Origin of the sequence: Serratia sp. LS-1 (assembly GCF_003719595.1) — a bacterium.
GTDB classification, from domain to species: Bacteria; Pseudomonadota; Gammaproteobacteria; order Enterobacterales; family Enterobacteriaceae; genus Serratia; species Serratia ureilytica.
Genome location: NZ_CP033504.1, coordinates 3,031,155 through 3,043,160 on the forward strand (window position 1 = coordinate 3,031,155; position 12,006 = coordinate 3,043,160).

The following is a 12,006-nucleotide window of genomic DNA, read 5'->3' on the forward strand; positions in this document are numbered from 1 at the left end:
CCGGCGGGTGCATGCGGGCGTAAACTCGTGTTACTATTGGCGCCCTTCACGAACGCAAATAACAATGAGAATAAAAATCATAAAGGAGTTACCGGTGTGAACGTACCCACTCCGACTGAGCGGACGCTTTCGTCCGCACCGCACGCAGCTTACGCCAGTGGCTTCAAACGCATCGCCGGGTTCGGTATCGGCTTGGCGTTGTTGTTGCTGTGCATCATTGCCAGCCTGATGCTGGGTTCCAAAGCCATCCCCTTCCATACCGTCTGGCTCAGCCTACAGGGCGCCGCGAGCGGCTCCGACAGCACCATCATTCTCAACGCCCGGGTGCCCCGTACGCTGGCGGGCATTTTGGCCGGTATGGCGCTCGGCGCCGCCGGCGCGCTGATTCAGGCGCTGACGCGCAACCCGCTGGCCGATCCCGGCGTGCTCGGCATCAACGCCGGCGCCAGCTTCGCCGTGGTGATCGGCATCATGTTTTTCGGCGCCGCCACCACCGAAAGCTATATGGCCTATGCCTTTGTCGGCGCGGCCCTCACCACCCTGCTGGTCTACCTGATCGGCACGCTGGCGGGCGGGCGCATCAACCCGGTGCGGCTGACGCTGGCCGGCGTGGCGATCGGCGCGGTGTTGCTCGGCATCACCACCGGGCTGTCGCTGATCGATCCGCAAACCTTCGACCAACTGCGCTTCTGGCAGGCCGGCACGCTGGATATCCGCACGCTGGCCACCCTGCCGGTGACCGCCCCCGCCATTTTGCTCGGCTGCCTGCTGACGCTACTCATCGCCCGGCCGCTGAATACCATCGGCATGGGGGAAGATCTGGCTATCGCGCTCGGCGCGCGCGTAGTGCTGACTCAGGCGATCGCAGTGATCGCCATTACGCTGCTGTGCGGCGCGGCGACCGCCACCGTCGGCCCGATCAGTTTCATCGGCCTGATGGTGCCGCATATCGCCCGCTGGTGGGTCGGCCCCGACCAACGCTGGATCCTGCCCTACTCCATGCTGCTGGCGCCGATTTTACTGCTGTGCGCCGACGTGGTCGGCCGCTTGCTTGCGGCCGGTGAGCTGCGGGTTTCCATCGTGGCGGCCTTCATCGGCGCGCCGGTGCTGATCTGGCTGGTGCGCCGCAAGAAAACGCTGGGGGGTCTGTGATGAGTCTGCCGCACACGCTGCATATCGGCCGCCCGGACGGCGTCATCAACGGGCGCCTGCCGCTGCGCCTGCTGCTGGTCAACCTTTCACTGTTGGCGCTGTGTCTGGCGATGGCCGTCGCCGCCCTGTGCTACGGCACGCTGCAACTTTCGCTGGAGCAGGTTTTTGCCGCGCTGACCGGCGAGGCGCCGAAAAACCTGGTCACCGTGGTCACCCAATGGCGCTTGCCGCGCATCGCCATGGCGCTGCTGTTAGGCGCCGCGCTCGGCATGAGCGGCGCCATCTTCCAGTCGATTATCCGCAACCCGCTCGGCAGCCCGGACGTGATTGGCTTTAACATGGGGGCTTACACCGGCGCGCTGATCGCCATCACCCTGTTCAACGGCGGCTATTACTACATCGCCGGCGGCGCGCTGGCCGGCGGCATTCTCGCCGCGCTGGCCATCTACCTGCTGGCCTGGCGGCAAGGCATCGCCGGCTTCCGGCTGATCATCGTCGGCATCGCCATCAGCGCGGTGCTGGTCTCCACCAATACCTGGCTGATCATCACCGCCTCGCTCGAGCGCGCCATGGACGCCGCCATGTGGCAGGCCGGTTCGCTCAACGGCATGACCTGGCAGAAAGCCCAGCCCGCCACGGCGTTTATCGTGCTGGCGGCCGCCGCCGCGCTGTTGATGGGCAAACGGCTACAGCTGCTGGAAATGGGCGACGACACGGCGCGCGCGCTGGGCGTCAATGCCGAAAGCAGCCGGCTGTGGCTGATGCTGTTCGGCGTCACCCTCACCGCCGCCGTCACCGCCACCGCCGGGCCGATTTCCTTTATCGCGCTGGCGGCGCCGCAAATCGCCCGCCGCTTGGCCGGGCAATCCTCGGTCACCCTGACGTCCTCGGCGCTGATGGGCGCGGCGCTGCTGCTCGGCGCCGACGTGGTGTCCCAACATCTTTTCGCGCCGATCCAACTGCCGGTCGGGATCGTGACCGTCTGCATCGGCGGCCTGTACCTGATTTGGCTGCTCATCCGTGAGGCCCGCAGATAGATAATGAAGAGTGATAATGCCATGAGCCACCGCCTGCACGCCTCGCACCTGAAGCTAGGCTACGACAATAAAATCATCGCTGACGATCTGAGCGTGGCGATCCCCGACGGCGCCTTTACGGTGATCGTCGGGCCGAACGCCTGCGGCAAATCGACGCTGTTGCGCGCCCTGTGCCGCCTGCTGAAACCCAGCGCCGGCGAGGTGATGCTGGACGGCAAGAACATCAGCAGTTTCGCCACCAAGGCGCTGGCGCGCGAGCTTGGCCTGCTGCCGCAAACCTCGATCGCACCGGACAGCATCACCGTGGCGGACCTGGTGTCGCGCGGCCGCTATCCGCACCAGAGCCTGCTGAAACAGTGGACACAGGCCGATAAACAGGCGGTGGAAGCCGCCATGGCGGCCACCAACGTCAGCCAACTGGCGGATCGCAGCGTCGACGAGCTGTCCGGCGGGCAGCGTCAGCGCGTCTGGGTAGCGATGGCGTTGGCGCAGCAAACGCCGCTGCTGCTGCTGGATGAACCGACGACATATCTGGACATCGCGCACCAGATCGAGCTGCTGGATCTGTTCCGCCAGCTCAACCGCGAGCGCGGTCAAACCCTGATCGCGGTGCTGCACGATCTCAACCACGCCTGCCGCTATGCCGATCACATCATCGCCATGCGCGACGGCAAGATCGTGGCGGAAGGGAAACCGGCGGAGATCATTACCGCCGAACTGGTGGAGCGGGTGTTCGGCATGCCGTGCATGATCATCGACGATCCGCTGTCCCACACGCCGCTGGTGATCCCGCGCGGCCGCTACCACTGCGACGCGCCGCAGGCATGAAAAAGGCCGGGTTACCCCGGCCTTGTCGTTACTTCTCCAGCGACACCTGCTTGAAAATGTGTTTGCCGAACGGGTCTATCTCGTAGCCTTTCACTTCCTTGCGCACCGGTTCGAAGATGGTCGAGTGCGCAATCATCAACGCCGGCATCTGATCGTGCATTATCACCTGCGCCTGCTGATACATCGCCACCCGTTTGGCGTGATCGTTCTCCTCGCGCGCCTGCAGGATCAGCTGGTCGAACGGTTTATAGCACCATTTCGCCGAGTTCGAACCGCCGAGCGAAGCGCAGGTGAACAGCGGGCCGAAGAAGTTGTCCGGATCGCCGTTGGCGGTGGTCCAGCCCATCAGCGCGGTTTGGTGTTCGCCGTTTTTAATCCGCTGTAAATACTCGCCCCACTCGAAGGTGACGATTTTGGCGCGCACGCCGATTTTAGCCCAATCGGCCTGGATCATCTCCGCCATCCGCTTGGCGTTGGGGTTATAGGGCCGCTGCACCGGCATCGCCCACAGATCGATGTCGAAGCCCTGCCCCAGCCCGGCCTCCTGCAACAGCTGCTTCGCCCGCTCCGGCGAATACGGGTAGTCTTCAAGCTGCGCGTTGCTGCCCCATTGAGCCGGCGGCAGCAGGTTCTTGGCCGGCTGACCGGCGCCGTGGAACACCGCGTCGATGATCGCCGACTTGTTGACCGCCAGCGCCAACGCCTGGCGCACCTTAACGTTATCCAACGGTTTCTTCTGGGTGTTGAACGCCAGGAAACCGATATTCAAGCCGGATTTTTCCATTACCTGAATGTTGTCGTCCTGCCGCATGCGTGCCAGATCCGCCGGATTGGGGAACGGCATCACCTGGCATTCGTTCTTTTGCAGCTTGGCGTAACGCACCGCCGCATCCGGCGTGATCGAGAACACCAGTCGATCGATCTTCGGCTTGCCTTCCCAGTAGCGGTCGAACGCCTTGTAGAGGATTTTCGCGTCCTTCTGGTACTGCACCAGCTGGAACGGCCCGGTGCCGATCGGATCGTTGTCCACCCGCTGCGGCGTGCCGGCCTTCAGCATCGCGTCGGCATATTCCGCCGATAAAATGGTGGCGAAATACATGCCCAGATCGGCGACGAACGGCGCCTCGGCGCGGGAGAGCTCAAAGCGCACGGTGTGGTCATCCACCTTGACGATCCGGTCGATCAGCGTGCCGAACTCCATCGACTCGAAGTTGGTGTAGGCGCCGTTGGAGACCTTGTGATATGGGTTGTTGGCGTCCTTCTGGCGCATAAACGAGAAGATGACGTCATCGGCGTTGAAATCGCGGGTGGGCGTGAAATATTTATTGCTCTGGAATGCCACGCCCTTGCGCAGATGGAAGGTATAGCGCTTGCCGTCTTCGCTCACCTCCCAGCTTTCCGCCAGGCTGGGTTGCAGCTCGACGGTGCCGGGTTTGAAATCCACCAGCCGGTTGTAGATCGCCGCCGAACTGGCGTCTACCGTGGTGCCGGAGGTGAACAGCTGCGGGTTGAAGCCTTCCGGCGAGCCTTCGGAACAGTAGACCAGCGTATTGGCCCGCGCGCCGCCGGCAATCGCCAACGCCAGCAGCCCGATCGTTATTGCTTTTCTTTTCATTGCGCTATCCCCAGTGGTGAAAAAACAGCCGAACGGATAGCAATAAATCATGCAGTTAGCGATGTAAAGGACAAATTCCGCGCATAAAAACGGGCAGGCGCGCAAGCGGCCTGCCCCGGTGAAACGGCGCGAGGATGATGAAATTAAATCATCTGGCTGAAGTTCATCTGCGCCATCAGCTTATAGTTATCGGCGTAGTCGACCGGAATGGCCACCACCACCGGCCCCTGGATCTCCATCGCCTTGCGCAGCATCGGCCGCAGATCTTCCACCGACTGCACGGCGAAACCGACCGCGCCGCAGGATTCCGCGTAGGCCTTGAAGTCGATCGGCCCGAACTCCACGCCGGATTTGCGCTGGTATTTGTTCACTTCCTGCATTTCCACCATGTTGTAAGCGTTATCGACCCAGATCACGTGCACGATGTTGTTTTTCAGCCGCACCGCGGTCTCCAGCTCCATGCTCGACTGCATGAAGCCGCCGTCGCCGGAGATTGACACCACCTTATCGCCGGGGCGCACCAGCGCCGCGCCAATGGCCCACGGCAGCGCTACCCCCATGGTTTGCTGGCCGTTGGAGATCAACAGCTGGCGAGCGCGGAAGCTGTAAAGATAGCGGGCTATCCAGATGTGGAAACTGCCCATGTCCACGCACAGCGTCACGTCGTCGCTGACGATGTCCTGCAGCTCCTTGACGATGCGCAACGGATGGATCGGCATGCCGCCGCGGCGCGCGGCGCGTTCCGCCAATTCGGCGCGCTGGCGGCCGAGATCGGTCAGGATCAGTTCCACCTCCGCCGGGACGCAGACCGCCTCATTGAACGCTTCGGTCATCATGTTCAGCGTGGCGCTGATGTTGCCCACCAGCTCGACGTCCGGCCGATAGCAGGTATCGATGTCCGCCGGCAGCACGTCGATATGCACCAGCTTCAGCCGCCCGTGGCTGTTCCACATGCACGGATCGTATTCGATCGGATCGTAGCCGACGCTGACCACCAGATCGGCCTTTTGCAACAGCTGATCGGCCGGCTGGTTGTTGAACAGGCCGACGCGGCCGGCGAAGCGGGCAAAGTGATTGACGTCAATCACCCCCGCCGCCTGATAGGTGCCGACCACCGGCATATGGGTGCGGTACAGCAGATGGCGCACCGCCTCGCTGTTCTCCGGCCGGCTGGCCTGCAAGCCCAGCAGCAGCACCGGGCATTTGGCCTGGCGGATCAGTTTCACCGCCGCCTGAATGTCGTCCGCCGCTGCGGCCCCCATGCGCGGCAAGCGGCAGCCCGCCAGCACCGGCGCCGTGACCGGCTCATTGACGATATCCATCGGCAGGCTGACGAACGACGCCCCCGGCCGGCCGAACTCGGCGCGGCGGAAGGCGTTGGCGATCACCTCAGAAATCGCCGAACCGGCATGCACTTCGGCGCAGTACTTGGTCACCGGTCGGAACATGCTGACGGTATCCATGCTCTGGTGCGTCTGCTTCAGGCTGTCGGCGCGCTTCACCGCGCCGCCGAAGGCCACCACCGCATCCCCTTCCGAGGTGGCGGTCGCCAGCCCGGTGATCAGGTTGGAGCTGCCCGGCCCGGAGGTGACCAGCGCCACCCCCGCCTTGCCGGTCAGGCGGCCGACCGCCGCCGCCATAAAGGCCGCGTTGGCCTCATGGCGCACCACTACCGTTTCGATCGACGGCGCATCTTCCAGCGAATCGAACACCCGGTCGATCTTGGCGCCCGGAATGCCGAAAACGTGTTTGACGCCCTGCGCTTCCAGGTTTTTCACCACCAAGTCGGCGCCGCATTGCCAGTCATTGCCTGTTTTTTCCTGTGCCATGGTTCCACCTCCTAAGAAAACGATCGCCGGGATTAGCCCTCGGCGGAACGAATCGCGCGATCCAAATCCTCTGGACAGAGGTTGGCGCGCAAGAAATCCGCATCATGCGGCAACTGAAGATTGAGACGGGTGATGACGCCGAACTGCAGGCGGCCATGATCGAGCTGGTAATCCAGCACGTGGCCGCCGCCGCTGCGGTCGTCGGTAACGAAGTGTTCGTGATAGCCGGCCACGCCGATGCCCTGCATGTAATCGGGCGAGCGGAAGCCGACCAGCGTGCCGCGCCGCTGATGGAACGAGAAGGTCGGCTGCTCTTCTATCGCTTCCAGCATTGGGCGGTAAGGCCGTTCCTGACGCGGCACGGTGCGGGTTTCGACATGGCTGAACTCACCGTCGACCCGCACCGCGCAGAACAGGTTCGGCGAGGCGACCTGTTCATCGATGCATTGGTGCAGTTGCGCCTTGGTGATCGGCCGATCGAATTGCTGGCTGACGCTGGGCTGGAAAAAGGTGACGACGGCGAAAGGGGTTTTCTGTTGCAAACCGGCCGGGCGGGCGCTGCCGTCGGCGCGCAGCTGGTGTATTTCCTGATCGAACGCGATCAGTTCGCCATCCAGATGATTGAAGGTGCCGAGGCCGAAATCGCCGTGTTTCAGCAATTCGGCGATGGTGGTCTCCCCTTCATAAACCCCGTCGATGAGCGCGCTCATCAGCGAGATTTGATAGATTTCGCCCTCCCCGGCGTTGATCGACTGCCTGGCGAAACCCTGCGCCAGATGGCGCGCACAGGAACACCCGTGTTTTTCGTTCATGCTGACTCCTCCACCAGCGCGGAACTGCGGTTCCACGCGTTCAAAAGACCCGCCGACGGCGAGCCAAGATGCCCCTCAGGCGCGTTCATCAGTTGGAACGATTCAGCCTGAGGCGACAAAAAAACCGGCACGGCTGGCCGGCCGATATCCAGAAACAACAGGAAGATAAGTGAAAGTAAAGACTCACTAATCATTGAGGTTGAGTCGGATATCAAATTGAACGGTTAATCTGGTGTTGGAGCGACAATCAACGCCACAGGCGGCTGACGCAGCCTGGGAAAAACATCTGCTATTTGGTGCTAAACGCCGCTAGGTTTATGCGTTTTCTCTCTATGCGGCCGGGATGCGGCGGCGCTGAAGCCCGTCGTCAACCCGCAATCAGAGTAGCCGCAGCATCGCCAACAGAGAAGCGGGTATTCATAAGAAACGCTTTTGCATATAATGCAAAAATGAATGACGCCCGCTATGTAGAACATCTGCCAATCTTTCTCGACGTGGCCCGCCTGGGCAGCTTTTCCGCCGCCGCACGCCAGCTGGGTATGGTGCCTTCTTCGCTGGTGCGCCATATCGATGCGCTGGAAAGCGCGCTCGGCGCGACGCTGTTCGTACGCTCCACCCGCGGCCTGTTGCTGACCGACGCCGGCGAGCTGCTGCTGGCACGCGCCGCCGCGCTGATGACGGACATTACCGGCATTCGCGCCGAGCTGAACGCGCTGAACGAAACGCCGCAGGGCACGCTGCGCATCAGCTGCCTGCCGACCTTCGGCAAAACCTATGTGCTGCCGCTGCTGCCGACGCTGGCGGAACGCTACCCTCAGCTGTGGGTCGATCTCGATCTGACCGAACGCCAGACCGATCCGACCCAGGAACGGCTGGACGCCGCCATCCGCATCGGCGAGCAGAAGGACAGCGCGCTGTACGCCAGCCGCATCGCCACCCAACGCTGGGTGATGTGCGCCAGCCCCGGCTACGTCGCCCGCTATGGCCTGCCGAGCGATCTGGAGGCGCTGCCGCAGCACCGGCTGATCGCCCGCTACCACAAACAACAGCCGGCCTGCTGGGCGCAGATCCTCGACGCGGCGTTGATGAACCGCTGCACCATGGCGCTGCGCTGCGACGACTTCACCGCGCAGCGCCAGGCGGCGCTGCTCGGCCTCGGCATCGCCTTTCTGCCCAACTGGGTGGTGGGGCCGGACGTGCAGAATGGGCAACTGGTTCAGATGCTCGAAGATCCGCGCCATGAGCAGCAAGGCATCTATCTGCTGCGCCCGATGGCGAAGGTGTCCGCCCGGCTGGCGGCCTTCACCGCCCTGCTGCAGCAAACCATCGGTCAACCGCCCAACTGGGCGTAAAGCGGGGTGACGCGGCCGCGCAGCGCCGGGTTGTCGCTCTCGTCTTTCAGTTCGACGCCGGTCAGCCCTCGCCGGCACGCCTGTTCCAGCAACCAGGCCAATTTGAACGCCGCCTGCGGATAATCCAGCCCCTCCGGCCGCACATTGGAGATGCAGTTGCGCTCTGAGTCCCTTCTGCGCGCGTTCGGCTCCCAGGTCAGATAAATCCCCAGGCTGTCCGGCGACGACAGCCCCGGCCGTTCGCCGATCAGCACCGCCACCGCCCGGGCCTGCAGGCACTCGCCGATCTCATCCCCCAGCGCCACTCGCGCCTGATGCGCCAACACCACCGGCGCGATCGCCAGCCCCAATGTATCGAGATAGGGCCGCAGCGCCTGCAGCAGCGGCAATGCCTGGCGGTGCACCGCCTTGGAGGAGAGGCCATCCGCCACCACCAGCAGCAGATCGGTCCGGCGCGGCGGCACGCCGAGCAGCAGGCGGCGGCTGTCCAGCGCCAATCGCCGCCCCAGATCCGGACGGCGCAGATAGGCGGCGCGGTCAACGGCCTGGCTGTGCACCGCCAGCGTGGGCCAACCGGCATCGTGCAGATCCGCCGCCAGCCGTTCGCTCTCGAATGGCTGATGCACCGCGTCGCGCGCCTGGGCATGGGCCAGGCCGAAGCGCAGCAGCTCGTCGGTCGGCAGACTGGCGCCGGTGCGCCCCAGCGCGATGCGCGCATCGGTAAAGGCGCGCAGCGCGTCCCAACTGTTGACGTGAACCGGTTTGCTCATGTCCGTTCTCCCTGCAGCGCCAGCAACAGCGGGTGATTGGCGGCGGCGTCGCGCAGCCGTCCGCGTTCATCGGTGATGTTCATCGCCGCCAGCCAGGCGGCGAACTCCGGCGCGTGCTTCAGCCCCAGCAATTCACGGATATAGAGCGCGTCGTGGAACGAGGTGCTTTGGTAATTGAGCATGATGTCATCCGCGCCCGGCACGCCGATCAGGAACGTCAGCCCGGCGGCGGCCAACAGCGTCAGCAGCGTGTCCATATCATCCTGATCGGCCTCGGCATGGTTGGTGTAACAGACATCGCAGCCCAGCGGCAGGCCGAGCAGCTTGCCGCAGAAATGATCCTCCAGCCCGGCGCGGATAATTTGTTTGCCGTCATACAGGTATTCAGGGCCGATAAACCCCACCACGGTGTTGATCAGCAGCGGTGAGAAATGCCGCGCCACCGCATAGGCGCGCGCCTCGCAGGTCTGCTGATCGACGCCGTGATGCGCGTTAGCCGACAGGCAACTGCCCTGCCCGGTTTCGAAGTACATCACGTTATCGCCCAACGTGCCGCGCTTGAGGCTCAGCGCCGCCTGCTGCGCCTCCGCCAGCAGCGCCAGACTGATGCCGAAACCGCGATTGGCCGCTTCGGTACCGGCGATCGACTGAAACACCAGATCCACCGGCGCGCCGCGCTCCATCAGCCGCAGCGTGTTGGTCACGTGGGTCAGCACGCAGGATTGGGTAGGTATGGCGAAGCGCTGGATCACATCGTCCAGCATGTAGTTGAGTTTTTCCAGCAGCGGCAGGCTGTCGCTGGCCGGATTGATGCCGACCACCGCGTCGCCGCTGCCGTACAGCAAACCGTCCAGCATGCTGGCGGCGATGCCTTGCAGGCTGTCGGTCGGATGATTGGGCTGCAGCCGCACGCTGAGGTGGCCCGGCAGGCCAATCGTATTGCGAAAGCGCGTCACTACCCGGCATTTCTTCGCCACTAGGATCAGATCCTGATTGCGCATGATCTTGCTTACTGCCGCCGCCATCTCCGGCATAATGCCGGCGGCCACCTGCGCCAGCATGGCGCTGTCCGCCTGCTCGCTCAGCAGCCAGTCGCGAAAATCGCCGACCGTGAGGTGCGAGATGGGCTCAAAGGCGGCGGCGTCGTGGCTGTCGATGATCAGGCGCGTCACCTCGTCCTGCTCGTACGGCACCAGCGCCTGCTGCAGGAACGCCTTGAGCGGCACATCCGCCAGCGCGATGCGCGCCGCCATGCGCTCTTCGGCGCTTTGCGCCGCCACCTCCGCCAGATAATCGCCGGAACGCGCCGGCGAAGCTTTCGCCATCAGTTGACGCAGATCGCCAAAGCGATAGCCGCGTTGGCCCAACGTTGCCTGATACATAGCCCCCCTCCCTTGCCCTGAGTGACGAGATAAAAGCCCTGCACCAAGTGTAGTCAGTGAAGCAAGAAAATTAATTTGCCTGCTATCGCCGCCATCGCGCATCCCCCCATTTCACCCGCCGCCGCTTCGGGTTACAGTAGCCGCGAAAACAGGAGGGGTGATGGATCCGCAACGGCAAATTATCGACTGGCTGCAACAAGATAGCGCGCGCATGGCCGCCCTGCGCACCGTGCGCCGGCTCGGCCTGAATGACTGGTGCCTCGGCGCCGGCTTTGTGCGCAACCTGGTGTGGGATCGGCGCCACGGCTATGCGGAGCCCACGCCGCTCAACGATATCGACGTGATCCACTTCGATGCGGAGCGGGCGGACGCCGAACGCGATCGCATGCTGGAGGCCCGGCTGCAGCAGTGGCTGCCGCAGCCGTGGTCGGTCAAGAACCAGGCGCGCATGCACCTGCGCAGCGGCCGCGCGCCCTACCGCAACAGCGAAGAGGCCATCAGCTTCTGGACCGAAGTGGAAACGGCGATCGGCGCGCGCCTGAACGCCGACGACAGCATCACGCTGGTCGCCCCTTTCGGGCTCGCGGCGCTGTTCAACGACACCATTACCTTCAACGTGAAAAATGGCGATCGCACGGCCTATGCCCAGCGCGTGGTCGACAAAGGCTGGCTGCTGCGCTGGCCGCGTCTGCAGCAGGTAAAGATTTAGCCGCCGCTGCCGATACCCTGAACAGCGAGATCCAGACTCAGGGAGAGCAACCATGTCGACCACCATCACCATGATCGTACCGATCAAGAATACCGTCCCCGGCGTCAGCAACGTCTTCAGCGCGCCGGGCCATCAGGGCGAATTACTGATGGCCAAACCGGTCAACAACCAGCCGCAAGGCGGCAAGATGGAGAAAAACGAACGCGCCAACGGCAATGACGAACCGGTTAACCTCAATGAAAGCCGCGCTTCGGCTCGTATCAAGGCGCTGAACCGGCAGATTCAGGCGCTGCAGCAAAAGCTGGTGGAACTGAAGGATTCCGACGCCGATCCCAAAGAGATCGAAAAGCAGAAACAGCTGATCGAAGCGCAGATCAAGATGTTGCAGGCCGAGATCGCGCGCATCCAGAAAGAAGAAATGGAAAAGCAGCAGCAGGAGCAAATGGAAAAAGCCGCGGCGAAATCCGGCGACGGCGTAAACCGCCCAACGCCGCTCAACGCGGTGGACGTCTATATCTGA

11 protein-coding genes are annotated in these 12,006 nt (G+C 63.4%); 6 read left to right on the forward strand and 5 right to left on the reverse strand.

Translation table 11 applies throughout. The features are described from left to right. Positions 1–96: 96 nt before the first annotated feature. The 3 genes from fepD to EDY99_RS14585 are packed head-to-tail and all read left to right on the forward strand — an operon-like array spanning position 97 to position 3,017. The gene (gene fepD / locus EDY99_RS14575; protein ID WP_042785147.1) at positions 97–1,152 is read left to right on the forward strand and encodes a Fe(3+)-siderophore ABC transporter permease; all 1,056 of its coding nucleotides are present in this window, start codon (positions 97–99) and stop codon (positions 1,150–1,152) included. After that, a complete protein-coding gene (gene fepG / locus EDY99_RS14580) occupies positions 1,152–2,189 on the forward strand; it encodes an iron-enterobactin ABC transporter permease (RefSeq protein WP_033643949.1) in 1,038 nt (345 codons plus the stop codon). The genes fepD and fepG overlap by 1 nt, the downstream gene beginning before the upstream one ends. Before the next feature lie 21 nt (positions 2,190–2,210). Beyond that, positions 2,211–3,017: an ABC transporter ATP-binding protein gene (locus EDY99_RS14585; RefSeq protein WP_004936408.1), complete on the forward strand. Its 807-nt coding sequence runs from the start codon at positions 2,211–2,213 to the stop codon at positions 3,015–3,017. 28 nt (positions 3,018–3,045) lie between these two features. Here the strand turns inward: EDY99_RS14585 and EDY99_RS14590 are convergent, their stop codons facing one another. The 3 genes from EDY99_RS14590 to budA all read right to left on the reverse strand — a co-directional run bounded on the left by EDY99_RS14590 (position 3,046) and on the right by budA (position 7,273). Beyond that, positions 3,046–4,632, reverse strand: a complete 1,587-nt coding sequence (locus EDY99_RS14590; protein ID WP_123062182.1) for an ABC transporter substrate-binding protein — start codon at positions 4,630–4,632, stop codon at positions 3,046–3,048. A 143-nt stretch (positions 4,633–4,775) separates the two neighbouring features. Next, positions 4,776–6,461 (reverse strand): acetolactate synthase AlsS, encoded by a 1,686-nt coding sequence (gene alsS / locus EDY99_RS14595; RefSeq protein ID WP_033643950.1) that lies wholly within the window; start codon positions 6,459–6,461, stop codon positions 4,776–4,778. A 32-nt stretch (positions 6,462–6,493) separates the two neighbouring features. After that, the gene (budA, locus tag EDY99_RS14600; RefSeq protein WP_033643951.1) at positions 6,494–7,273 is read right to left on the reverse strand and encodes an acetolactate decarboxylase; all 780 of its coding nucleotides are present in this window, start codon (positions 7,271–7,273) and stop codon (positions 6,494–6,496) included. Between the two features lie 449 nt (positions 7,274–7,722). Here budA and EDY99_RS14610 point away from each other — a divergent pair, with 449 nt between their 5' ends. Further along, positions 7,723–8,625, forward strand: a complete 903-nt coding sequence (locus EDY99_RS14610; protein ID WP_123061869.1) for a LysR family transcriptional regulator — start codon at positions 7,723–7,725, stop codon at positions 8,623–8,625. Here EDY99_RS14610 and eutC read toward each other — a convergent pair. Next, positions 8,604–9,395, reverse strand: coding sequence for an ethanolamine ammonia-lyase subunit EutC (eutC, locus tag EDY99_RS14615; RefSeq protein ID WP_047025269.1), 792 nt, complete (start codon positions 9,393–9,395; stop codon positions 8,604–8,606). The genes EDY99_RS14610 and eutC overlap by 22 nt on opposite strands. Then, a complete protein-coding gene (locus EDY99_RS14620; protein ID WP_123061870.1) occupies positions 9,392–10,777 on the reverse strand; it encodes an ethanolamine ammonia-lyase subunit EutB in 1,386 nt (461 codons plus the stop codon). Before EDY99_RS14620 ends, eutC begins: the two co-directional genes overlap by 4 nt. A 160-nt stretch (positions 10,778–10,937) precedes the next feature. Between EDY99_RS14620 and EDY99_RS14625 the strand changes: the two genes are divergently transcribed. Both EDY99_RS14625 and EDY99_RS14630 read left to right on the forward strand, forming a co-directional pair. Further along, positions 10,938–11,486, forward strand: a complete 549-nt coding sequence (locus EDY99_RS14625) for a nucleotidyltransferase family protein (RefSeq protein ID WP_033652553.1) — start codon at positions 10,938–10,940, stop codon at positions 11,484–11,486. Between the two features lie 52 nt (positions 11,487–11,538). Next, positions 11,539–12,006, forward strand: a complete 468-nt coding sequence (locus EDY99_RS14630; protein ID WP_021505617.1) for a FlxA-like family protein — start codon at positions 11,539–11,541, stop codon at positions 12,004–12,006.